Source organism: Achromobacter xylosoxidans (genome assembly GCF_001457475.1).
GTDB lineage: Bacteria > Pseudomonadota > Gammaproteobacteria > Burkholderiales > Burkholderiaceae_B > Achromobacter > Achromobacter xylosoxidans.
Genome location: NZ_LN831029.1, coordinates 3126611 through 3147655, shown reverse-complemented (window position 1 = coordinate 3147655; position 21045 = coordinate 3126611). Strand labels below are relative to the sequence as shown.

Genomic DNA, 21045 nt, shown 5'->3' with positions numbered 1-21045 from the left:
GCGGGGTCCGCGACAAGGCGGTGAACGTTGAACGGGCGCAGCTTCCCGCTGAGGCGGTCACTGCGCGCCCTGCTGCTGGCGGGCGCCGTCGCGCAAGCTACGCCCGCCGCGGCCCTCGAACGCCAGGAGATCGAAACCACGCTCGCGGCCGCCATGACCCAGGTGGTGAACCAGTATGTCGATCCGCTCGATTCGGGCGCCCTGACCGTGCGCGGCCTGCGCGCGCTCGGCGCGCTGCCCGAGACGGCCGCTCCGTCACGCCAGGCCGGGATTGAACAGGCCATCCTGGCCGGCAGGCAGGCCGAGGGCATTACCCCCCAGACCCGCATCCTGGCCGGCGAGATCCTGCGCTTTGGCGACGGCGCGCCGCGCGAGGCGGCCCTGGATGCGGCCCTGCGCGGCATGATGACCGGCCTTGACCCCTATAGCCGCGTCGCCTCCCGCGCCGAACTGGCGCCGCCGCCTGCATCGGTGGGCCTCGAACTGTCGATCCGGGACGGCGCCCTGACCGTCGTGCGGCCCCTGCCTGGCGGCCCCGGTGAACAAGCCGGCATCCAGGCCGGCGATATCCTGACCCGCGTGGACGGCCGCGCCACCGCGGGCCTGCCGCTGCCCGCAGCCGTTGCCCTGCTGCGCGGCGCGCCCGGCACCCGTCCCATGCTCACGCTGCGGCGGCCGGGCACGGCTGGCGCGATCATGGCGCAACCCGTGCGCGGGCCGGTGCAGGCGCCGCCCACGGTGCGTTGGGAACTGGACGGCGCGGTCGCGGTGATCCGCAACTCCGCCTTCGACAGCAGAACCGGCGGCCAGCTGCGGGATGCCGTCGACGCGGCGGCCACGCGCGCCGCCGCGCCGCTGGCGGGCCTGGTGCTGGACCTGCGCGGCAACGCCGGCGGGCTGCTCGACGCGGCCGAGCAGGTCGCCGGCCTGGCGCTGCCCGAAGGGTCCGTGATCGGCAGCCTGCGCGGCCGCGCCCCGGACAACGTTCGCGCGCTGCGCGCCCGCGATCCTCTCGTGCCGCGTGGCGTGCCAATGGTGGTGCTTGTCGATCGCCGCACCGCCGCCGGCGCGGAAATCGTGGCAGCCGCCCTGCAGGACCACGGCCGCGCCTTGCTGATCGGCGCGAAGACCTTGGGCGCGGGCACGATCCAGACCGTCCTGCCGCTGCCCGCCGGCCAGGGCGCGCTGATCGTCACCACCCACCGTGTCCACCGCGCCAACGGCGCCCGGCTGGACGGGACAGGGGTGGCGCCGGACATGCGGCTCGACGAGGCCAAGCGGCGCATCACGGTGCGCGACGATATCGCGGCCGATTTCAACGGCGCCCTGGCGCAACGGGTGCGCGACGCGGTGGCGGGCGCGCCCGCCGGCGCCGACGTGGCCCTGCTGGCGGCGCGGGCCGCCCTGGCCCACGCAACCGCCGATTGAGGCGGGCCCATGCCCGACCCGGAACGAAGGAGCAAACCGATGCATACCGACCAGATTCCACCGGACTACGTGCCGCTATCGGTGCCCGGCCTGCCGACGCTCTATGGGCCGAACAGCGCCTGGCGCGTCTGGCTGGCGGCGTTGCCGCTGCCCGCGACGTCGCGATTGCGCGGCGCCAGCGCCCTTGCCGCATCGAAAGGCCACGCCCGCCACGACCGGCTCGCGCAGGACGGTGAAGTCATCGCCTTTTTCGAGAACGATGATGGCGCCGGCGAGCAGCCGGCGCCGATGATGATCGCGGCGGCCCGATGGTTGCTGGACCATGACGCCGCATTCCACCGCGCGGTGGTGGATGCCATGCTGGCGGACCTGCCGCGCCTGCGCGCCGAGCAGGATGGCATCGTGCTGGACGATGATGCCTTCCGCCTGCCGCCGCACTGGGACGAGCAGACCTTGCTCACCTTGATCCGCCTGAACAGCATCACGTTCCACCCCGTCGACGGCGGGCCCTACATCGGCCTGGACTTGCGCTGCGCCTGGGATGATGAGCACGGCTACGGATTGATGATGGCCGGCACCGACGTCATCGAGACCGGCGGCGCCGACGTCGGGTCATTGTCATGGATCGCGGCGCGGCACGCGACGTCCCTGGGCACGGGCCAATAGCGCCCGGCCTGTCGTCCACCTTGCGGATGCGGCGGAAAGCGTGGAACCCCTTCCGCGTTTGCGGCGATCCGCGCGATTCAGGAGCAAGACGTGGTTTTGATTTCCTCGGTTCGTTCACCCCCCGGCGGGAGCAGCCAACGCATCCGGCGGCGCCAGCCGGGCCGCCCGGCGCGATGGCCCGCGGCGCTCCTGTTGCTGGCCTTGTGCTGCGGGCCGCTGGCGGCCGGCGCGCAAGACGGCCTGGGCCTGATGTACGCGAATGCGCAAGGCGGCGAGAAGGACGATGCGCAAGCGGTGGCATGGTTGCGCCGCGCCGCCGACCAGGGGGAAGCCGGCGCGCAGTTCAATCTGGCGGTGATGTATGCGAACGGTCGCGGCGTGCCGCAAGACTACGCGCTTGCCGCGCAATGGTGCGAGAAAGCCGCCGTCCAGGGCAACACCGAAGCGCAGACCATGCTCGGCCGGATGTACGCCCAGGGCCAGGGGGTGGCGCGCCAGGAAGACCTGGCCGTGCAATGGTGGCGCCGCGCCGCCGACCAGGGCCACGCCGAGGCCCGGTATCAGTTGGGCGACCACTTCTTCGACGCCCCTGCCCCGCGGCGGGACGATGCCCAGGCCAGGCGCTGGTTCGCCCTGGCGGCGGCCCAGGGCCACGCCGAGGCCCAGAACAACCTCGGCGTCATGTACGCGGACGGACTGGGCGGGCCGCGCGACGTCGGCAAGGCGGTCGAGTGGTTCCGCAAGGCCGCCGAACAGGGGCTGCCCAAAGCGCAGAACAATCTCGGCGCCATGTACTTCACCGGCAGTGGCGTGCCCGCCGACGATAAGCTCGCCGTGCAGTGGTGGCGCCGCGCCGCCGACCAGGGGAATGCCGCCGCGCAGGACCGCCTGGGCGGCGCTTATCTGTCCGGCCGGGGCGTGCCCCAGGACGATTTGCACGCCTCGCAATGGTTGCGCAAAGCCGCCGAGCAGGACCATGCACCGGCCCAGGACACGCTGGGCACGCTGTATGAGCAGGGACGAGGCGTGCCGAAGGACGAATCGCAGGCTGTGCGGTGGTACCGTCGGGCCGCCGAGCAAGGGCTGGATACGGCACAGTACAACCTGGCGCGGCAATACGACTTCGGACGCGGCGTGCCGCGCGACCTCGCGTCGGCCCGGGCGTGGTACGGGAAAGCAGCCGACCAGGGCTATCCGCGAGCGCAGTTCAACCTTGCCGTGATGTATGCCAACGGCGATGGCGTCGCGCAGGATGATGCGCAGGCCGTGCGTCTGATGCGCAAGGCGGCCACGCAAGGCCACCGCCAGGCGACGTTCGGCCTGGGAGTGATGTACGCCGAAGGACGCGGCGTGCCGCGCAACCTGGAAGCCGCCTTCGCATTGATCAGCGCCATTGCCTCGCCGGACGAGGAGATGACGCAGTATCGCGACATGCTCCTGACCCACATGCCGCCCGGCCAGCGCGAACGGGCCGAGCGGCTCGCCGACGAGCTGCGCGCAACCGGCGTCAGCGAAGCCACGATGCGACGCCTGGCTCCCGAAAGCGACGGCCAGCCCGCGTCATGACGCGTCCAGGCGGGCCAGCGCCGCCGCCAGGTCGTCGCGCGCCTGGCCGGGCGCGGCGCGGTCCAGCGCCTGCCGTATCGGCGCGACGGCGGCCGGCCCCGATCGGACCGGCAGCGCCTGCAATTCCCCACAAGCGCGGCGGCCCCGCGATGGCCGGGGGCGCCACGACGCCGAACGACACTTAGACGTCATAACCTGGCACGTCGGCCGCGGCCAGCGTCGGCACGTCCGGCAGCACGGGCGAGCGCTTGGCGCTGGTTGCCAGGGTGCGCAGGCCGCCAGCCTGCGCCTGCGGCGAGGAACCCGGCAGATGGTCGAACGTCAACTGGATCTGGTTGCCAGTAGGTCCGCGTCCACGCCATCCGAGTCCGCCGCGCCCAGCAGCGCCAGGTAGCGCGGCAGGTCCACATTGCCGCCGGTTACCACCACGCCGACCCGCTTGCCTCGCAGCGGCAGGCCGCCATGGCGCGCGGCCGCAAGGCCCAGGCAAGCGGTGGGCTCGACCACCAGCTTCATGGCCTGCGCGAACATGCGCATGGCCTCGATCAGCGCGCGGTCCGGCACGGCCACGATGCCGGCCGCGCCGTCGCGGATCAACGCAAAGGTGAGCGCGCCCAGGTGCTGGGCGCGGGCGCCGTCGGCAATGGTTTCCGGCGGCGCGATGTGGACCACGGCGCCGCGCCGCAGCGACTGGCGGCCGTGATCGCCGGCCTCCGGCTCGCTGCCGTAGACCTGGCACTGGGGCGCGAGCCGCCCAGCGGCGAGGATCGCGCCCGCCAGCAGGCCGCCACCGCCCTGCGGCAACAACAGCGCGTCCAGCGGACCCGTCTCCTGGAGCAATTCGAGCGTGGCCGTGCCTTGTCCGGCAATGACGTCCGCGTGGTCATAAGGAGGAACCAGGGTCAGCCCGTCGCTTTCCGACAGCCGCCGCGCAATGGCTTCCCGATCGTCGGCGCGGCGGTCGTACAGGACGATGCGGGCGCCGCAGGCCCGGGTTGCCTCCATTTTGGAGGCAGCCGCATCGCGCGGCATCACCACGGTGACCGGGATGTCGAGCATCCGCCCCGCCAGCGCAATGCCCTGGGCGTGGTTGCCGCCCGAAAACGCGACGGCGCCGCGGCGGCGCTGGCCGGCGTCCAAGCGCGCCAGCGCATTGAACGCGCCGCGGAACTTGAAGGCGCCGGTACGCTGCAGGTTCTCGCACTTGAAGTGCAATTCGGCACCGACCCATGCATCCATCGCCGCCGAGCGCAGCACCGGCGTGCGCAGGGCGTGGCCGGCCAGGCGGTCGGCGGCAGCGACCACGTCCTCGAAATCGGGCAGCAAGGGGGGACTCATGAAGGTGGCGGGCGGCGGCGCAATGGAAAACGGGCGGACCGGACAGCATAGCAAGCGCGGCGCGGGGCGTGAACGACATTCTTTTCATATCGGCATGGCATGCCATGGCCCGCGCTCGCGTCTCGCGCGCAACTCTATGTTTATGAAAATTCGGTAGTTTCCCCGAGCGGAAAGACATCCCACAATCTGCGGCTTTTCTGATTGCAGGAAGCCATCCATGAAATCCCTGACGACCAAACTCCTGTTCGGCCTGGCGGCCGCGACCCTCGCGGCAACCGCCAGCGCCGACACCACGGCCGCGCCGGCGGAAGTGCGCTTCGCCTGGGCCGGCGCGCCGCGCGTATGGGTATTGGGCAAGGCGGACAAATCGTTCGACCAGGCGCTCGGCGTGCCCGTGAAATGGGTGCAGTTCAATACCGGCGCGGACGTGCTCGCGCTGTTCGCCAGCAAGCAGATCGACATTGCCCGCTTCGGCTCCAATCCGGCGGTGTCCGGGTACGCGCAGGGCCTGCCGATCGAACTCATCTCGGTGCCCGAAATCATCACCACGGCCGAACAACTGGTGGTGCGGGCGGACATCAAAGACGTCAAGGGCATCGAAGGCAGGACCATCGCCTACCCGCCCAATTCGACCGCCCAGTACGCGCTGGAAGCCCTGCTCGACCGCGGCCACGCCGACCGCGCCAAGGTCAAGCTCGTGCCGCTCAAGCCGGCGGAGATCGTGGCGGCCTGGAAGCGCGGCGACATCGACGGCGCCTACGCCTGGGATCCGGCCAAGGCCCAGTTGGTCGCGGACGGCGCCCACGTGGTGTTTTCCACCGGCGACCTGCGCAAGGACGGCGTGCTCATCTACAACAATTTCGTCGTCAGCAAGGATTTCGCCGCCAAGTACCCGCAACTGGTCGCCGCGTTCCTGAAGAACTACCAGAAAAAGGTCGAGGAATACCGGCAGGACCCCGAGCGGGCCGCCGCCACCATCGCCGCCACGCTCGACCAGCCCGTGGACTCGGTGCGCACCGCGCTGCGCGGGATGGAGTATCCGACCATCGCGGAACTGCTCTCCGCCGAATACCTGGGCGCGAGCGCCGACGGCGCGCCCTCCGGCATTGCCCGCGCCCAGGCCGAGACCGCCGCGTTCCTGGTCAAGGCCGGGCAGCTGCAGTCGACCCGCGTGCCGGCCAGTTTCGTGCCGTTCAACAATGCGTCATTCCTGCGGCAGGCGGGGAACTGAGCGGCATGAAACAGGCATATCGTTACGCGATCAGCGCGGCCTCGGTGGCCCTCGCGCTGATCGCATGGCAGTTGTCGGCCCGATTCGGGTGGACGGACCCGCTGCTGCTGCCTCCCCCGTCCGAGGTCCTGCGCACCGCCGTGGACGTCGCCATGCACGGCTATCAGCAGACCTCCTTGTGGGAACACACGGCCACCAGCGTGGCCCGCGCGGGCGTCGCATTCGCGGCCGCCATCGTGATCGGCGTGCCGCTGGGCCTGCTGATGGGCATGTCGCCGGCCCTCTCGGCGGTGCTTGATCCTTTCGTGCAGTTCCTGCGGCCGCTGCCCAAGATCGCGCTGATTCCGCTTACGGTGGTCTGGTTCGGGATCGGCGAAGGTTCCAAGTTCTTCCTGATCTTCATCGCCAGCTTCCTCAGCATCCTGGTTGGCGCCGCCGCCGCGGTCGGCGGCGTCAGCGCCGCGCGCCTGCGCGCGGCCCAGGTGCTGGGCGCGAGCCGCGCGCAGGTGTTCCGCCACGTCGTGCTGCCGCATACCCTGCCGGAACTGTTCACCAGCGTGCGGCTGTCGCTGGGCATCGGCTGGACCGCGCTGATTGCGGCGGAACTGGTCGCCGCCAATACCGGCCTGGGCTGGATGGTCCTGAATGCCGGCAACTACCTGCGCACCGACGTCGTCATCCTGGGAATCGTGCTGCTGGGCCTGATCGGCTATCTGCTGGACGTCCTGCTGCTGGCGGCGCAGAAGCGCTTCGCCCCCTGGACGGGAAAAGACGCATGAGCATCCCGCAGAACGTGATCGAGTTGCGCGGCGCGGGCAAGGACTTCGGACTGTCCGGCAGGCGCGGCGAGGCGCGCACACGAGCCCTGGAAGACGTATCGCTGGCGATTCCGCAAGGCCAGTTCGTCTGCCTGCTGGGGCCTTCGGGTTGCGGCAAGTCGACCATCCTGAACCTGGTCGCCGGCTTCGAGCCGCCCACCCGCGGGGCGGTGCTGGCGCATGGACGCGAAGTGCGCGGCCCCAGCCCCGGGCGAGGCGTGGTGTTCCAGAAGCCGGCCCTGTTCCCCTGGCTGTCGGTGTTGGACAACATTACCTTCGGCCCACGCATGGCGGGCGCGAGTCCGCAAGACTACCTGCCAGAGGCGCGCGAGTACCTGCGCCGGGTGGGCTTGAAGGGATTCGAGCGTCATGCGCCCTGGCAGTTGTCCGGGGGCATGCAGCAGCGGGCGGCGCTGGCGCGGGCCTGGATCCTGAATCCGGGCATCCTGCTGATGGACGAACCCTTCGGCGCGCTCGATGCGCAGACCCGCATGATGATGCAGGAACTGCTGGGCGACATCTGGGCCGCGACCCGCCCCACCGTGCTGTTCGTGACGCACGACGTCGACGAAGCCTTGTTCCTGGCCGACCGGATCCTGGTCATGTCGGCCCGGCCCGGGCGCATCGTCGAGGACCTGGCGGTGCCCGCCGGACGCCCGCGCGACATCGAGGCGCTGGCGCTCGACCGGCAGGTCGGCGAGATGCGCCGGCACATCCTGCACCGGGTCCGCGAAGAAGCGCACCAGACGATCGAAACGCCGTTCTGACGCGGCGGCCGCCGGTCCCCATGGTCGGGCCGCGATGGCGGTAAAGTTGGGGATTGCCCGCTCCGCCGCCGTCCATGCCACCTGCCTCGCCGCTTTCCGCCCTGCTGCACACCGTGGCGCGGCGCTATCGCATCCCCCGCCCGCGGGCCGCCGCCCTGGCGACCGACTGCGGGCCGGGCGCCGCGCTGGCGCGGGCGATCGAGCAGTTGCAGGCGGCGCGGGCCGCGGGCCAACCGCCAGACCCCGCCTTGCGCGAGGCCTTCATCGCCGCGCTCGCGAGCCTGGTGCGCGCGGCCCTGCGGCCGGAAGATGGCGATCCCGCATTCCAGGCGATGGTGCTGGAACACCGCTATTCCCAGGTGCGCGAATTCCTGGCCCTGCGCCGCCAGGAGGCCTGCGACCGACGCCAGCTGCGCACGGCGGTCGACGCCCTGGCACACCCGCGCAAGCCATCGCGCGTGGCCACGGATGCGGCGCGCGCCCTGCTGGCCGACCTGCATGCCGCCGCCACGGCGGCGGCATGGCCGCGCATGAGCCGCATCGCGCTGGCGCTTGAAGCCTTGCCCGAGGTCAAGCACGCCGAAGGCCTGGCGCCCGCGCTGCGGGCGCTGCTTCAGTCCCCAGCCCTGGCCCGCCTGGAGCGCATCGATGCGCTGAGCCAGGATCCCCGCGTGCGGCAGTACACATCGATCCGCGAAAAGCAAGGTCCCCGCGCCGGCAGTGACGAGGCCAGCGCCCAGGGCCAGCTCGCCCGGCAACGGGGTGTCGCGGTGGAAGTGCTGGCGACGCGCGCGCTGGAAGCCGTGGCCAGATATCTCGACCAGACGCGGGCGCAGGCAGACCCGGACGGGCCGGGGAACGCCGCGGCCCCCCGCTATCGTGTCGTAACGTCGCTGCGGGTGCCGGCCGAACTCGCCGCCGACGCCGACCGGGCCAAAACGGAGTGGGATGCGGTCCTGTTGCGCCGCGCCGAAGGACCCGCTTCTTGCCCGCCGGTGTGGGACATCTGCCTGGTGGTCGAGGCCAAGGCTTCCGTCGAGGCGGCCACGACCGACCTGCCTCGCCTGCTGCGCGGCCTGCGCCTGCTCGCCCGCGCCCAATCCGGCGCGGTCTATGCGTTTGCCACGCAGCAGGGCCGGGTGCAGGTGCGCGGCGCCTCGTTGGCGACGCTGCCCACGCGGGAGGCGGCGCTGGCCGACGCGGTGCTGTACTGCTGCGACGCGCCGGCCGACGGCCCGTTCGCGCCGCTCAACGCCGCCAGCCGCATGCAACTCCTGTCGGCGCCGGCCAGCCTGGCCTACGCAACCGCCCTGGCCGAGGGCGGACCGCTCGATGCGGACATGCTGGAGCCACTCTGGCTCGACCTGCAACGCGCGGCGCGCTGGCAACCCCTGTTGGGGCTGGCAGCCATGCGCGAACGGGCACGGTCGCTGATGGTGCATCCGGATGATCTGCTGGCGGCGGTGGTCCCCGCTCCGGCCTGATGACGCCGTCGCGCGGCAAGACACAAGGCGCCCGCCGGCTGCGAGTCACCGCCCGGCTTGCCGCGGCGGCACGCCGGCATAGAGCTCCAGCGCCGTGCGCAGCCGCTGCCTGAGCCGGTCCGCAATCGCCGCCGCCATCAACCCGCCGATCAGGGCTGCGTCCTTCAACGCCCAGTGCATGGGGAATTCGGCCAGGGGTTGGGGGGACTGCCAGAACGGATGGAACACGAAAAGGGTCGCCAGCAGCAACGCCGCCAACGCCGCCGCGCCGAGCCACAACCGCTGCCCCAGCATGATCAGTACGGCGCCGCAGACCTGGACGGCGATCGTGACGATATGGAGCAGCCGCCCCGATCCGGACGCGCCAGCGCCCGCGAGCGACTGGCCGCCCTGGGCGTCAAAGACCCCGGCCAGGCCGGAACAAAGAAACACCAGCCCCAGCAGAATGCGAGCGCAGATCCAAAGCCAGTGACCGTCCAAGACCTGCCCGATGCGTTGATGCATGCACGAAACTCCAAAAGACAACAGGGATCCCCGTTCCCATGGTGCGGATGGGCAAAGGGGCACAAAGCCCGAAGCGATCCCGGGCTTGCCGAACAAAGGGTTCGGCACTGTAAAACCTGAAGTTAGGTTGAGGTCAACAAAAAAAGCCGCTGGGCGCGGCTTTGGTTCCGGAATGCGTCATCGACCCGCGCCGGAAGGCGGATGCCGCATGCCGCGAGGCGGCCGCGCGAGGCGCCGCAGCCAGGGCGCGGCGTGGAAGACGCTCATCAAGGCATACATCCACGCCATGCCATCGAACGGCCAGGCGCCGGCGCCGCACAGCGCCGCCATGGCGCCGGCCTCGCGCATGGCCGCCAGCAACGCCATCAGTGCGAAGACCGGCGTGGCAGCCAGGGCGAGCCGGTCCGCGAAGGCGCCGGCGATCCCCGCCGCCCGGCTGCCGCCATGCAGGCCGGCGCCGCTATCCGTGCCGTGCCCGCCGCCGTTCATGTGCCAGCGCTCCCGGCCGGCCCGGGGCCGCCATACTCATCGCGCCGGCGCAGCCACAACCCGTCCTCGTTGCGGCCCTTGGGCGCGCGGTCGAGCCAGGCGTACATGCCCCAGATGGCATCGGTGCCGCGCGAATAGGTGGAATAGGTGTGGTGGATCTCTCCGTCCTGCAGCGCGAACGCGCTCATGCCCTCGCGTTCCCGCATATAGGTGGGCAGGTCGGTGCCGGTGGTGCCCGCCCAGGTCACGAACTCCGCCGGGGGCTGCGCGGCAGTGGCCAGTTGCATGACCGGGTCGTCGCGGCGGAAGTTGTACTCCACGCCCGCCTGCTGCTGGGCCGGGGTGAACGAGGCGTTGAAATCGAAATTGAAGTCGCTCCCGGCGGACGAGGCCCAGGGAAACGTCCAGCCCATCCTGTGCTTGTAGGCCTGCAGCTTCTCCAGCGGGGCCCGCGACACGGCCCACAGCATGACGTCGTGGTGGGCCAGGTGCGTGACGATGCCGTTGAAACCGTCGGCGATCGACGAACACGAGGGGCAACCGGCCTTGTAGTCGGGTCCGAACATGAAGTGATACACGAGCAACTGCGACCGCCCCTGGAACAGGTCGGCGAGGGTCGCGGCGCCGCTGTCCGTATCGAAACGGTACGACTTGTCCAGGCGCACCCATGGCAGCGCCTGCCGCTGCCGCGCCACCTCGTCGCTGGCGCGCGTCAGGCGCTTTTCGGCGTCCAGCAGCGCCAGCCGCGCCGCCAGCCATTCCTGGCGCGTCCCTATCCTGTGTGAAGTCATCGTCCTCTCCTTGGTTTCCGTCTGCGCATGCTGTCGGCGGCATGCCCGCGCCTTCTGACTGACATGGTGCCGCGGGAGCCCGCCAGGCGGGGAGTAACAATGCTGGCGCGATTGCCGCCGGCCGCGCGGGCGGATCGGGCACAATTGCGGTTCAGCCATTCGGCCGTGAAGCCGCGCCATCGCATGCCCCCCCTCCTGCCGCCCTCGCCGCTCCCGCTGCCCGCCGCGCCGTCGCCGGCGGCCGCGCCCCTGGATCCGTCCGCCCTCGACCCGGCCACGGAGGCCGCGGTCCGCGCCTTGTTGCGCGAGGGCAGTTCGGCCAATACCGAATCGGCCTACCGGGCCGCCATGCGTTATTGGGCGGCCTGGTTCGCCTTGCGCTTCGGCCAGCCCCTGGCGTTGCCGGTGGCGGCGCCCGCCGTGGTGCGGTTCGTGGTCGATCACCTGCAAGTCCAGGGAACCGACGGATTGCGGCACGGCCTGCCGGACGACATCGACCGGCGCCTGATGGCGCAAGGCGTCAAGGCGCGTCCGGGACCGCTTTCACTGAATACGGTGCTGCACCGCATCGCGGTGCTGTCGAAAGCGCACGCTCTGCAGGATCTGGTCAACCCCTGCCGCAACGAACAGGTGGCCACGCTGTTGGCGCGCGCCCGGCGCGCCTACGCCCGGCGCGGCGCCCTGCCCGTGCGCAAGCCGGCCCTGACCAAGGCGCCGCTGCAGGCGCTGCTGGACACTTGCGACGATTCGCTCGAGGGCTTGCGGGACCGTGCATTGCTGCTGTTTGCCTGGGCCAGCGGCGGCCGGCGCCGTTCCGAAGTGGTGCGCGCCACCACCGCCAATACGCTGCGCACGCCGCAGGGCTACCTGTACGCGCTGGCGCATTCCAAGACCAACCAGGGTGGCGCCGCCCGCGCCGACAACATCAAACCCATCGTTGGCGCCGCCGCGCTCGCGCTGGATGCCTGGCTGGCCGCGGCCCGCATCACCGAGGGGCCGCTGTTTCGCCGGGTGCGGCGCGGAGGCGTGATCGGCGAGCCGCTGGCGGCCGCGGCGGTCCGTGACGTCGTGGTCAAGCGCAGCCGGCTGGCGGGACTGGACGAGCCCTTTTCCGCGCACAGCCTGAGGTCGGGATTCGTCACCGAGGCCGGGCGCCAGAACGTGCCGCTGGCGGAAACCATGGCCATGACGGGCCACGCCAGCGTGGCGACGGTGATGGGCTACCACCGCGCCGGCGCCGCGACGCAATCGCGCGCGGCGCGCCTGCTCGACGCCGAGGACGGGCCCGCCCCGCCGCCCCGGCCCGCCGACGCCTGAGCCGCCCGGCGCGCACTTGAATACAATTGCGGCTGCCGACGCCCGGGGGGGCGCTGCGCGTGCCCGAGGTCCAAGCCTGCTGTGTCTTCCATGCGAATCAATCTCCGCGGGCTGGTGCTCGCGCTCACGGTGTTCAGCGCCATCGCCGCCACCGCCAACGCCCTGTATGCGAGTTACCGCCTGCAGCGCGAACAACTCATCGCCAATACCCTGGAATCGAACCGGGTCTACGCCGCCAAGCTGGCGGAAAGCGCCGGCGGCTTTCTCAAGGCGGCGCAGCGCCAGCTGGGCTACAGCGCGCGCCATATCGCCGCGCACATGGACTCGCCCGGGCTGCTGGCGGCCGAAGTGCTGCGGGTGCAGGAACAGAGCGAGAACTTCAATTCGGTGGGCGTGGTTGGCGCCGACGGGCTGATCCTGGCGACGACGCAGAACTTCCGCAGTTTCCTTGGCACCCGGGTAGACAGCCCCGGCAGCCGCGCCGCGTTGCAGGCGCGCCACCCGGCCATCAGCAAGCCCTACGTATCGATCGCCGGCAATCTGCTGATCAACCTGTCGTACCCGATCTTCTCGACGGATGGCCGCTATCTGGGCTATGTCGCCGGCACCCTGCACCTGCGCAAGGAAAGCGCGCTGGAGGACCTGCTGGGGCGCCACCATTACACCGACGGCTCCTATCTCTACGTGGTGGACGGCGACGGCCGCCTGATCTATCACACGGACCCGGCGCGGGTCGGTGAGGTGGTGACGGGCAATCCGGTGATCGAGGCGGTGATCGAGGGCCAGGCCGGCGCCAGGCGGGTGACCAATTCGCGCGGCGTGGACATGCTGGCCGGCTACGCGCCGGTGCCTGCCAGCGGCTGGGGCGTGGTGGCGCAGCGGCCCACCGCGGTGACGCTGGAGCCGATCCGCGACCTGCTGTGGGCGCTGCTGGGATACGCCGCGCCGCTGGCGGTGGTGTTCCTGCTGGCCATCTGGTGGTGCGCCCGGCAGATATCCCTGCCGCTGTCGCAACTGGCCACCAATGTCGAGCATCACGACGTGGCCGTGGCGATGCAGCGCGTGAAATCCGTCAGGGCCTGGTATTTCGAGGCCGAACGCCTCAAGCGCGCGGTGATCTGGAGCTTCACCAGCCTGCAGGAGAAGATCGGCAAGCTGAACCTGGCCAGCATCACCGATCCACTGACCGGCCTGCGCAACCGGCGCGGCACGCAGGACGCGGTGGACCACCTGCAGGCGGCCGGCACGCCCTTTGCCGTGGTGGCGCTGGACATCGATCACTTCAAGCGCGTCAACGACACGTATGGCCACACGGTGGGCGACAAGGTGATCCAGGACGTGGCGCAACTGATGCGCGATTGCTCGCGTCCCAGCGACATCCTCTGTCGCAACGGCGGCGAGGAATTCCTCATTCTGCTGCCGGGCGTGGCGCCGACCGAGGCGGTGATCGTGGCCGAGCGGCTGCGCCAACGCACCGCCGAACGCGAAATCGACCTGGTCGGCGGCATCACGGTGTCAGCCGGGGTGGCCCAATGGCCGACCAGTGGACCGGAGGTGCTGCAGGCTTTCCACGCCGCCGATGCCGCGCTGTATGCCGCCAAACAGCAGGGCCGCAACCGGGTGGTGCTGCACGGCACGCCCTAGCTCCGGGCGTGGCTGGCGATGGCGGCGCAAAGCAGGCCGCCGATCACCGATACGTGCTCCAGCGCGAAAAACAAGGCCAGCTTGGCTTGCGCCTCCGGCAGGCGCCAGAATGCGTGCACGATCACGATGGTCAGGGCCAGGAACACGCTGAGCGCGGCGGCCGCCAGCCACACGGCGCGATCCGCCAGAATCAGCGCCGACCCCGCCAGCATCAGCACGGCCACAGCGATATTGAAGAACCGCGCCGGCTCCAGACCGGCGGCGCGCATTTCGGCCACGCCGCCCTCGAAATCGATCAATTTGGCGGCGCCCGAGGCGATGAACACCACCGCCAGGCAGAGCCGGGCGATGAACCAGAGCCAATTGCTCTGAAGCAGGGAATCGAGGTGCTGCGGGAGCTGCATGGGTGCTTTCCTGGTGGCGGATACGCCCGGCGCGGCGCGCCGGCAAAGGGGCCGCGCGCACCGGACCGGGTTGCCAAATCTGGCGCGAGCGACTATAAGACCTCAACCTAACTTGAGGTCAACACCCATGAGTGGCGACAAGCCGATCGATATCACGCGCGTCATGACAGTGGGCGAAGTCGCCCGGCGCAGCGGCGTGCCGGTGTCCACCATCCACTTCTACGAATCCAAGGGGCTGATCCACAGCTCGCGCAGCGATGGCAACCAGCGCCGCTTTCCCGGCATCGTGCTGCGCTACATCGCCATCATCAAGGTCGCGCAACGCACCGGCATTCCGCTGGAGGAAATCCGCGAAGCGATGGCGCGCTTTCCGCAGGACAGCAACAAGCTCACCCCGGCCCAATGGAAGCAGTTGTCCTCGCAATGGCGCGCGAACCTGGACGAGCGCATCCGCAAGCTGACCCGGCTGCGCGATGAGCTGGATACCTGCATCGGCTGCGGCTGCCTGTCGCTCAAGGACTGTCCGCTACGCAATCCCGACGACGTGCTGGGCCGCGAGGGCCCGGGGCCGCGAATACTGGAACGGCCGTGATTGGCGTGGGCGCGCGGCAATGAAACGAATTGATTTCATATCTTTGCGCAACCGCCTGTATTCGATTGACATACTGTTGCGTTGCCGCCAAAGATAATCGCGCATGCCGCCCGCGCCGGGCCTGAGGGCCGCGCAATTACAGTATCCTGCGCGCACAGTCACATCGCATCAGGCCGGCTTACCCGTATGTTGCGCAGTAGATTTTCGATCAAGTCGCTGGAACGCTATTTCCTGATATTGGCGGCCGGCGTGGTGCTGCCGATGTCGGTCCTGACCGGAATCCTGCTGATCCAGAGCCGCACCGCCTATCTTGCCAGCACCGATGCCATGCGGGCGTTCGGCGTGGTGCGCGCCACGGTCGCCGCGATGGAAATGGTGTCGGCCGAGCGCGGCCCCATGAACGCCGCGCTCGGCGCCGATTACCCGGTCGCCCAACCGATGCTGGACGCGTTGCGGCAGGCGCGCGATCGCAGCGACACCAGCATCGCCGAGCTGCTGGCGCTGTACCGGGCGCCGCTCAGCCCCAACAGCGCCAGGGAATTCACCAACGTGCAGCGTATCCGCCACGCCTTGCTCAAGGCGCGCGAACAGGCCGATATCGTCATCGCCACGCGACGCGCCGACGTGTCGGGCCTGCGCGTGCAGGCCGTGGTCGACGGCATGGTGGCGCTGGTGCCCGAATTGCAGGCCGCCATGGCCGCCAGCGTCGGCGTGGTGATGCAGAACGAGGCCGATGCGCCCAACCTGCTGACACTGGCCCTGCTGGCCAGCGAACTGCGGGAACAGGCCGGCTTGCTGGGGTCGGCCTTTACGCCGGCGCTGGCCAAGCACCGCCAACTGACCGAAGCGGATGAATATCGGATCGAACGGGTGCTGGGACGCATCGATCAATTGCGCGACCTGCTGGAGACGCGCATGGCCACGCGGCCGGACCTGCGCGCCTCGCTGGCGTACAACGACATGCGGCATTTCTATTTCGACGAGGGCATGCGCTACCTGGAAGAGGTGCGCGACATGGCCGCGCTGCAACCGGGCGGCGCCAGGCTCACCACCCGCGAACTGGCCGCGGCCTATGTGCCGCTGATGCACGCCATCGGCCAGTTTCGCGACCTGATGCTGGACCAGATGGAACAGAGCATGCGCGCGCACCGCGCCCAGGCGATGCGCCTGCTGCTCATCACGCTGGTGGCGGCCACCGCGCTGGCGGCGGCGCTGATGCTGTCGCTGCGGCAGTTCCGGCGGCGCGTGATCCGTCCGTTCGTGCAGGCGACCCGCATCATCGGCGCGATCGCCGACGGCACGCCAGCCGCCACCATCCCGGTCGGCAAATATCGCGGCGAAGTCAACGGCATGTTCGAGGCGCTGAGCGTGCTCAAGGACAACGCGGCGGCCCGCAGGCAGGCCGAGCTGGAGCGCGACCGGCTGATCGTGGACCTGGCGGTCATGGCCGAGACGGACTTCCTGACCGGCCTGTTGAACCGGCGCGCCTTCGAAAGCCGTCTCGAACAGGCATTGGCGCAATGGCGCGGCACCGATGCGGTGCTGGCCTTCATCCTGTTCGATATCGACGATTTCAAGGGCATCAACGACACCCATGGCCACGCCAGCGGTGACGAGGCCTTGAAGACCGTGGCCGGGCTGTGCCGCCAGACCTGGCGCCAGGCCGACGTGGTGGCGCGGGTGGGCGGCGAGGAATTCGCCGTGCTCTGCCATGTCGGCGCGGCCGATCATGCGGTGCAGGCGGCCGAGCGCATGCGGCGGCGCATCGCGCAGGCGCGGGTCACGGCGCAGGACGGCGCGGTATTCACGCTGACCGCCAGCTTTGGCGTGGCCTACGCATCCTGGCGCAACGCCGAGGCGGCCGACGCCCTTTTCCGCCGCGCCGACGAATTGCTCTATCGCGCCAAGATGGACGGCAAGAACCGGGTCGTGCCGGGCGAAGTCGGCTGACCGGGCGCCACGACGGCGCGGCTGCGCCGCATCATCCCGGGGCCGCGCAAAAAAAACCGCGTCGGCAAGCGACGCGGCGATGGGAATGCCGGGGGGTCAGGCGGGAACGCGGGCGGCGTTCTTGTCCTGGGCGGCCTCGGTGTTTTCCGGGCGGGATTGGGTTTCAGGATCCGGACGGGTGTCGGGCGCCTTCCAGTTCAGCGGCGGAACTTCGAAGCGCGATTTCTTGCTCATCGGTTGGGACATGTGCGTACTCCTGTGGCGATGTCGGCCTGCCCCGCGCAGGCGCACGACTCGGGTATCCAGCGCGCCCGGGATGCTGGCGGAAATGCGAGGGAGGCATCAGGAACGGGCGCCAGGGCGTGGCCCTGGGGACGTCGGCGCGGATGTGATAACCCGCCGGGGCGGCGGATTGTTTTTCGCATCGATTTTTTGAGCGACGATGATGCAATTTTAGTATTAATTGACAGATATTGCAAGCAAATTGATAGCAAGCGAGCGCTCGGGCCGGGCGTCAGGGCGGCGGCATGCGGCTTGCTGGCCGGTGGATCCCCCTCACTTTTGGCGGCTGAACCGCCCCCAAGGGCCAGCCCCGGGCGGCCGGGCCCGCCACCACTGCGACGAGGATCTCCCATGATCATCGAAGTCTTTCAGCATGCCGACCGCGAATGGACATTTCGCCGTATCGACCTGATGGGCGTCCAGGAGCACGACGGCCGCTACGCGACCCAGGAAGAAGCGGTGGCGGCCGCTGCCGCAACGTATCCCGGCATTGCCGCGACGGTCATCACCGGCGAAGCCGGGACGTGATCAGTCGAAATCGCCCGCGCCCAGCGGGATGACGCCCTCGGTGGGAATCGAACGCGCCTGGCTGGCCGCATCGCGCACCGCGTCCGCGCCGTTCTCGAACGCATGCAGCAACGCGGCCGCGCTGCCGTCGCGGGCGCCGAAGCGGCGCCGCAGCACATCGCCCGAGATTTCGAACTGGCGGGTGACGCCGTTGACGTCCAGGCTGAAAACGATGGCATCGCCCTGGGCTTTGGCGCCCGTGGATTTGGTGAACTTCATGGCGGGGGCTCCCATATGGCCGGTGGATCGAACCCGCCATGCCGCGCGGCGGGTGTCCTGTCGGCCAGCAAGCCCTGTTCCAGCGCTTGACGGCGGGAGAACGGTCGTTCTAACATGGCGCAACCTTGAAGAGAACGATCATTCTCCATGCCTTCGGATACCGCCCTTCCTTCCCCGGACACCCGCCAGCGCCTGTTGCAGGCGACCGAAAGACTCGTCTACGCCGGCGGCATCCATGCCACCGGCATGGACCTGATCGTCAGGACTTCGGGCGTGGCGCGCAAGCAGGTGTACCGGCTCTATTCGAACAAGGACGCCCTGGTGGCGGCGGCGCTGCGCGCGCGCGACGAGCGGTGGATGCAATGGTTCGTCGCGGCCAGCTCGCGGGCGCAGGCCCCTCGCGCCCGGCTGCTGGCGATGTTCGACGCCTTGCGGGAATGGTTCGGCACCGACGATTTTCGTGGCTGCGCTTTCCTGAACGCGGCCGGAGAGATCGGTGACGAGGCCAGCCCGATCCTGGCGGTGGCGCGCGAGCACAAGGCCCGCCTGCTGGAGTACGTGCGGACGCTGACCCGCGCCGCCGCATTGCCGGACCCCGACGAGGCCGCCGCGCAGTTGCTGGTGCTCATCGATGGCGCGATCGCGGTGGCGCTGGTCACGCGCGATCCCGCCATCGCCGACAGCGCCGGCCGGGCCGCGGCCGCTTTGCTCGGCCAATCCGGCTGACCGTGGCGCCCCGCTTGCCCTTTCCGTCCCGGTTCGCCGCGACGCCTTTCCGTGCCCCTGCCGTGAGGTATCCCCGATGACATCCCCCGCCGCTTCCCGCCCTCCTCTTCCTCCCTTCACCCACGCCAGCGCGGTGCAGAAGGTCCGCCTGGCCGAAGACGGCTGGAACAGCCGCGACCCCGACAAGGTGGCGCTGGCCTACAGCCTGGACACGCGCTGGCGCAACCGCGCCGAATTCGTCCGCAATCGCGATGAGGCGCGCGCCTTCCTGGCGCGCAAATGGGCCAGGGAACTTGAGTACCGGCTGATCAAGGAACTATGGGCCTTTGGCGGCAACCGCATCGCGGTGCGCTATGCCTACGAGTGGCGCGACGACTCCGGCAACTGGTTCCGCTCATATGGCAACGAGAACTGGGAATTCGGCGAAGACGGCCTGATGATCCAGCGGCATGCCAGCATCAACGACCTGCCGATCCAGGAAGCCGATCGCAAGTTCCGCTGGCCGCTGGGCCGTCGGCCAGACGACCACCCGGGCCTGTCCGAACTGGGCCTGTAGCCCGCGCCCGCGGCGCGGCGTCAGGGCATCGGCACGCGCTTGATGCCTTCGCCGTCGTCGCCGGCCAGCACCGGCAACGGCAGGCGCACTTCGCGCCCGCCATGCTCGACCACCAACCCCTGCGCATCGATGCCCACCAGGCGCGCCGACCGGGTCAACCGGTCGCCGATGGCGTAGGCCTGCGCCGGCCTGCCATTGACCGACAGCACGGCCGCGCCACGGCCTGCGCCGGCCAGCGCGCCGGCCACCCGCACATCCAGCCGCGCCGGGCCGGGCGCCATCCAGGCCGCGACCTCGGCGGCGCCGTCTTCCGTCACCGCGACGGCCGGCGCCGCGACGACGGGCGCGGACGTGACGGGTTGGCTCAGGCGCCAGCCCCACCAGGCCAGCCCGGCGACCAGGGCGGCCGCGCCCGCCAGGCTGGCCACTTGGGAAGGGACGACACGCAAGTTCAAGGCCATGGCGGCAAGCTCCTGGTTGGAGGACCCGTGAATCCGGGCAGTCGCGCGGCAGGCCGCCGCGCCGGCGTGTTGAACGCATCGAACGCATCGAACGCATCGAACATATCGACCCGATCGATGCTACGCGGCCTGTGCGTCAGTTGCGCGACGGCGCTTCAATGCAGCAACAGCACGCGCCGGTAGCGCAGCGGCGTCTGGCCTAGCACGCCGCGCGAGATCACCAGTTCCAGCGCCTGCGCGGGCTGCTCGCCCTGCGCCGGCAACGCCACCCAGCCGCGTCCCGGGGCCCAGGCCCGCACGCTGAAATCCAGCAATTGGTCCAGCACGACGGTGGCCGCATCGGCCGCTGGCGCGGGCAGCGGCGTCAGGGCGGTCGGCGTGCCCGCCGCGCGGATCAGGTTGCCGCCGCGGCGTTCCCACACCACCCGCTGGCGCGCGTCCGGCCGGCCGGGCGCGCCGCGGATGATGTCGATGCGTGGCGCCGGCGTCTTCATCCCGCTCACGCGGATCGCCTCGGGCAGCAACTGCGGCAGCACGGGCTGCGGCTCGGCCTCCTGCGCATCCGATGCCGCCTGCGCCTCGGGCGCGGCCGGCGCCGCGGACTCGGCCAGGTCCGGGCTGCGGGCGCCGATGTCGCGCTCGAACTGGTCGAAGGCGCGCTGCAGCGCCAGCGCCTCCTCGGTGTGCTGGTCGAGCCTGCGGCTGGTCAGCGCGACGCTGTCGATGGCGCGCCAGGAGATCAGGCTGATGACGGCCATGATCATGATGGCGATGACGACTTCGATCAGGGTGAAGCCGGCCTGGCGCTGCCCGGTCATGGCGGGCGGTTCTCCACGATTCCCGACAGCGTCGCCAGGCGCGGCGTCGGGCGCTGGTCCAGGTAGACCTCGACCGTGACCCTCCGCGCGCCCTGGCGGGCGTCGGCATAGCGGCTGTCGCACACCAGGTTCAGCGCGCCCTGCGGGCAGGCCGCCTTGTCGCGGCTGGCGGTCAGGGCCGGCGGCGCCAGTTGCAGTTCCACCAGGCGGTTCTGCGCCGACAGCAGCGCCAGCGCGCGCTCGCGCAGCACGCCATTGTTGGTCGTCAGCATGCCGGTGGTGCGCATGACGGCGGCCAACGCCACGCTGACGATGGCCAGCGCGATCAGGATTTCCAGCAGCGTGAAACCCGCGGCCCGCGCCAGCGGGCGCGGCGGACGGGACGGCGGCGCGCGACGGATCATGCGAGGCTCCGGCTGCATGGCGG

Annotated in this window: 25 protein-coding genes and 1 pseudogene; 14 read left to right on the top strand and 12 right to left on the bottom strand. The window is 70.2% G+C overall.

Going from position 1 to position 21045, the window contains the following annotated elements; genetic code table 11:
* The first annotated feature begins 27 nt into the window (after positions 1-27).
* From AT699_RS14185 to AT699_RS14175, 3 genes are all read left to right on the top strand, one after another.
* Complete coding sequence (locus AT699_RS14185; RefSeq protein ID WP_024068844.1) at positions 28-1428, top strand: S41 family peptidase; 1401 nt, start codon at positions 28-30, stop codon at positions 1426-1428.
* A gap of 39 nt (positions 1429-1467) precedes the next feature.
* Complete coding sequence (locus tag AT699_RS14180; RefSeq protein WP_024068843.1) at positions 1468-2094, top strand: DUF6985 domain-containing protein; 627 nt, start codon at positions 1468-1470, stop codon at positions 2092-2094.
* A gap of 192 nt (positions 2095-2286) precedes the next feature.
* Complete coding sequence (locus AT699_RS14175) at positions 2287-3660, top strand: SEL1-like repeat protein (RefSeq protein ID WP_024068842.1); 1374 nt, start codon at positions 2287-2289, stop codon at positions 3658-3660.
* On the opposite strand, the gene AT699_RS32375 is transcribed toward AT699_RS14175, so the two are convergent.
* The 3 genes and pseudogenes from AT699_RS32375 to AT699_RS14170 form a co-directional block, all read right to left on the bottom strand.
* A complete protein-coding gene (locus AT699_RS32375) occupies positions 3655-3783 on the bottom strand; it encodes a hypothetical protein (protein ID WP_020927652.1) in 129 nt (42 codons plus the stop codon). The genes AT699_RS14175 and AT699_RS32375 overlap by 6 nt on opposite strands.
* Positions 3784-3847: 64 nt before the next feature.
* Positions 3848-4000: pseudogene (locus tag AT699_RS31535) on the bottom strand (tripartite tricarboxylate transporter substrate binding protein); the annotation flags it as partial.
* Positions 3982-4998, bottom strand: a complete 1017-nt coding sequence (locus tag AT699_RS14170) for a threo-3-hydroxy-L-aspartate ammonia-lyase (RefSeq protein ID WP_049054106.1) — start codon at positions 4996-4998, stop codon at positions 3982-3984. The pseudogene AT699_RS31535 and the gene AT699_RS14170, both read right to left, overlap by 19 nt.
* Before the next feature lie 217 nt (positions 4999-5215).
* Here AT699_RS14170 and AT699_RS14165 point away from each other — a divergent pair, with 217 nt between their 5' ends.
* From AT699_RS14165 to AT699_RS14150, 4 genes are all read left to right on the top strand, one after another.
* The gene (locus tag AT699_RS14165) at positions 5216-6229 is read left to right on the top strand and encodes an ABC transporter substrate-binding protein (protein ID WP_024068839.1); all 1014 of its coding nucleotides are present in this window, start codon (positions 5216-5218) and stop codon (positions 6227-6229) included.
* Positions 6230-6234: 5 nt separating this feature from the next.
* Positions 6235-7008, top strand: a complete 774-nt coding sequence (locus tag AT699_RS14160; protein WP_020927649.1) for an ABC transporter permease — start codon at positions 6235-6237, stop codon at positions 7006-7008.
* A complete protein-coding gene (locus AT699_RS14155; protein ID WP_024068838.1) occupies positions 7005-7814 on the top strand; it encodes an ABC transporter ATP-binding protein in 810 nt (269 codons plus the stop codon). The genes AT699_RS14160 and AT699_RS14155 overlap by 4 nt, the downstream gene beginning before the upstream one ends.
* 74 nt (positions 7815-7888) lie before the next feature.
* Positions 7889-9298 (top strand): serine/threonine-protein kinase, encoded by a 1410-nt coding sequence (locus AT699_RS14150; protein ID WP_024068837.1) that lies wholly within the window; start codon positions 7889-7891, stop codon positions 9296-9298.
* A 45-nt stretch (positions 9299-9343) separates the two neighbouring features.
* Here AT699_RS14150 and AT699_RS14145 read toward each other — a convergent pair whose 3' ends face one another.
* The 3 genes from AT699_RS14145 to AT699_RS14135 all read right to left on the bottom strand — a co-directional run bounded on the left by AT699_RS14145 (position 9344) and on the right by AT699_RS14135 (position 11082).
* Entirely contained in the window at positions 9344-9802 is a 459-nt protein-coding gene (locus tag AT699_RS14145) for a DoxX family membrane protein (RefSeq protein ID WP_020927646.1), read from the bottom strand.
* A 177-nt stretch (positions 9803-9979) separates the two neighbouring features.
* A complete protein-coding gene (locus tag AT699_RS14140; protein WP_020927645.1) occupies positions 9980-10291 on the bottom strand; it encodes a hypothetical protein in 312 nt (103 codons plus the stop codon).
* Positions 10288-11082 carry a DUF899 domain-containing protein gene (locus AT699_RS14135; protein WP_006384458.1) on the bottom strand — a complete coding sequence of 265 codons (795 nt, stop codon included), beginning with the start codon at positions 11080-11082 and terminating at the stop codon, positions 10288-10290. Before AT699_RS14135 ends, AT699_RS14140 begins: the two co-directional genes overlap by 4 nt.
* A gap of 297 nt (positions 11083-11379) precedes the next feature.
* Here AT699_RS14135 and AT699_RS14130 point away from each other — a divergent pair, with 297 nt between their 5' ends.
* Both AT699_RS14130 and AT699_RS14125 read left to right on the top strand, forming a co-directional pair.
* Positions 11380-12399 (top strand): tyrosine-type recombinase/integrase, encoded by a 1020-nt coding sequence (locus AT699_RS14130; protein ID WP_054443552.1) that lies wholly within the window; start codon positions 11380-11382, stop codon positions 12397-12399.
* A gap of 90 nt (positions 12400-12489) precedes the next feature.
* A complete protein-coding gene (locus AT699_RS14125) occupies positions 12490-14043 on the top strand; it encodes a sensor domain-containing diguanylate cyclase (RefSeq protein ID WP_024068835.1) in 1554 nt (517 codons plus the stop codon).
* Here AT699_RS14125 and AT699_RS14120 read toward each other — a convergent pair.
* Complete coding sequence (locus tag AT699_RS14120; protein ID WP_006384455.1) at positions 14040-14447, bottom strand: DoxX family protein; 408 nt, start codon at positions 14445-14447, stop codon at positions 14040-14042. The genes AT699_RS14125 and AT699_RS14120 overlap by 4 nt on opposite strands.
* A 127-nt stretch (positions 14448-14574) precedes the next feature.
* Between AT699_RS14120 and soxR the strand changes: the two genes are divergently transcribed.
* Positions 14575-15039 (top strand): redox-sensitive transcriptional activator SoxR, encoded by a 465-nt coding sequence (gene soxR, locus AT699_RS14115; protein WP_006384454.1) that lies wholly within the window; start codon positions 14575-14577, stop codon positions 15037-15039.
* Between the two features lie 186 nt (positions 15040-15225).
* Complete coding sequence (locus tag AT699_RS14110; protein WP_006384453.1) at positions 15226-16989, top strand: GGDEF domain-containing protein; 1764 nt, start codon at positions 15226-15228, stop codon at positions 16987-16989.
* Between the two features lie 96 nt (positions 16990-17085).
* Here AT699_RS14110 and AT699_RS31975 read toward each other — a convergent pair whose 3' ends face one another.
* On the bottom strand, positions 17086-17235 hold the full coding sequence (locus tag AT699_RS31975; RefSeq protein WP_020927639.1) for a hypothetical protein: 150 nt from the start codon (positions 17233-17235) through the stop codon (positions 17086-17088).
* A 387-nt stretch (positions 17236-17622) separates the two neighbouring features.
* On the opposite strand from AT699_RS31975, the gene AT699_RS31530 reads away from it, so the two are divergent.
* A complete protein-coding gene (locus tag AT699_RS31530; protein WP_024068834.1) occupies positions 17623-17799 on the top strand; it encodes a hypothetical protein in 177 nt (58 codons plus the stop codon).
* Here AT699_RS31530 and AT699_RS14105 read toward each other — a convergent pair whose 3' ends face one another.
* On the bottom strand, positions 17800-18057 hold the full coding sequence (locus AT699_RS14105) for a DUF1488 family protein (RefSeq protein ID WP_024068833.1): 258 nt from the start codon (positions 18055-18057) through the stop codon (positions 17800-17802). It lies immediately after the preceding gene.
* A gap of 147 nt (positions 18058-18204) precedes the next feature.
* On the opposite strand from AT699_RS14105, the gene AT699_RS14100 reads away from it, so the two are divergent.
* Complete coding sequence (locus AT699_RS14100) at positions 18205-18783, top strand: TetR/AcrR family transcriptional regulator (RefSeq protein WP_024068832.1); 579 nt, start codon at positions 18205-18207, stop codon at positions 18781-18783.
* A 76-nt stretch (positions 18784-18859) separates the two neighbouring features.
* The gene (locus AT699_RS14095) at positions 18860-19339 is read left to right on the top strand and encodes a nuclear transport factor 2 family protein (protein WP_006384449.1); all 480 of its coding nucleotides are present in this window, start codon (positions 18860-18862) and stop codon (positions 19337-19339) included.
* A 20-nt stretch (positions 19340-19359) separates the two neighbouring features.
* Here the strand turns inward: AT699_RS14095 and AT699_RS14090 are convergent, their stop codons facing one another.
* The 3 genes from AT699_RS14090 to gspI form a co-directional block, all read right to left on the bottom strand.
* Complete coding sequence (locus tag AT699_RS14090; RefSeq protein WP_024068831.1) at positions 19360-19800, bottom strand: type II secretion system protein N; 441 nt, start codon at positions 19798-19800, stop codon at positions 19360-19362.
* A gap of 155 nt (positions 19801-19955) precedes the next feature.
* Entirely contained in the window at positions 19956-20618 is a 663-nt protein-coding gene (locus tag AT699_RS14085; RefSeq protein ID WP_020927635.1) for a PulJ/GspJ family protein, read from the bottom strand.
* Positions 20615-21022, bottom strand: a complete 408-nt coding sequence (gene gspI / locus AT699_RS14080; protein WP_006384581.1) for a type II secretion system minor pseudopilin GspI — start codon at positions 21020-21022, stop codon at positions 20615-20617. The genes AT699_RS14085 and gspI overlap by 4 nt, the downstream gene beginning before the upstream one ends.
* Between the last annotated feature and the right edge of the window lie 23 nt (positions 21023-21045).

Bases quoted from the DNA above. Each gene is read 5' to 3' on its own strand.
- AT699_RS14170 (WP_049054106.1), bottom strand. From the start codon at position 4,998: ATGAGTCCCCCCTTGCTGCCCGATTTCGAGGACGTGGTCGCTGCCGCC.
- soxR (WP_006384454.1), top strand. From the start codon at position 14,575: ATGAGTGGCGACAAGCCGATCGATATCACGCGCGTCATGACAGTGGGC.
- AT699_RS14140 (WP_020927645.1), bottom strand. From the start codon at position 10,291: ATGAACGGCGGCGGGCACGGCACGGATAGCGGCGCCGGCCTGCATGGC.
- gspI (WP_006384581.1), bottom strand. From the start codon at position 21,022: ATGATCCGTCGCGCGCCGCCGTCCCGTCCGCCGCGCCCGCTGGCGCGG.
- AT699_RS14150 (WP_024068837.1), top strand. From the start codon at position 7,889: ATGCCACCTGCCTCGCCGCTTTCCGCCCTGCTGCACACCGTGGCGCGG.
- AT699_RS14180 (WP_024068843.1), top strand. From the start codon at position 1,468: ATGCATACCGACCAGATTCCACCGGACTACGTGCCGCTATCGGTGCCC.
- AT699_RS14155 (WP_024068838.1), top strand. From the start codon at position 7,005: ATGAGCATCCCGCAGAACGTGATCGAGTTGCGCGGCGCGGGCAAGGAC.
- AT699_RS14085 (WP_020927635.1), bottom strand. From the start codon at position 20,618: ATGACCGGGCAGCGCCAGGCCGGCTTCACCCTGATCGAAGTCGTCATC.
- AT699_RS31530 (WP_024068834.1), top strand. From the start codon at position 17,623: ATGATCATCGAAGTCTTTCAGCATGCCGACCGCGAATGGACATTTCGC.
- AT699_RS14090 (WP_024068831.1), bottom strand. From the start codon at position 19,800: ATGGCCTTGAACTTGCGTGTCGTCCCTTCCCAAGTGGCCAGCCTGGCG.
- AT699_RS14120 (WP_006384455.1), bottom strand. From the start codon at position 14,447: ATGCAGCTCCCGCAGCACCTCGATTCCCTGCTTCAGAGCAATTGGCTC.
- AT699_RS14165 (WP_024068839.1), top strand. From the start codon at position 5,216: ATGAAATCCCTGACGACCAAACTCCTGTTCGGCCTGGCGGCCGCGACC.
- AT699_RS14145 (WP_020927646.1), bottom strand. From the start codon at position 9,802: ATGCATCAACGCATCGGGCAGGTCTTGGACGGTCACTGGCTTTGGATC.
- AT699_RS14135 (WP_006384458.1), bottom strand. From the start codon at position 11,082: ATGACTTCACACAGGATAGGGACGCGCCAGGAATGGCTGGCGGCGCGG.
- AT699_RS14160 (WP_020927649.1), top strand. From the start codon at position 6,235: ATGAAACAGGCATATCGTTACGCGATCAGCGCGGCCTCGGTGGCCCTC.
- AT699_RS14095 (WP_006384449.1), top strand. From the start codon at position 18,860: ATGACATCCCCCGCCGCTTCCCGCCCTCCTCTTCCTCCCTTCACCCAC.
- AT699_RS14105 (WP_024068833.1), bottom strand. From the start codon at position 18,057: ATGAAGTTCACCAAATCCACGGGCGCCAAAGCCCAGGGCGATGCCATC.
- AT699_RS31975 (WP_020927639.1), bottom strand. From the start codon at position 17,235: ATGTCCCAACCGATGAGCAAGAAATCGCGCTTCGAAGTTCCGCCGCTG.
- AT699_RS14125 (WP_024068835.1), top strand. From the start codon at position 12,490: ATGCGAATCAATCTCCGCGGGCTGGTGCTCGCGCTCACGGTGTTCAGC.
- AT699_RS14100 (WP_024068832.1), top strand. From the start codon at position 18,205: ATGCCTTCGGATACCGCCCTTCCTTCCCCGGACACCCGCCAGCGCCTG.
- AT699_RS14110 (WP_006384453.1), top strand. From the start codon at position 15,226: ATGTTGCGCAGTAGATTTTCGATCAAGTCGCTGGAACGCTATTTCCTG.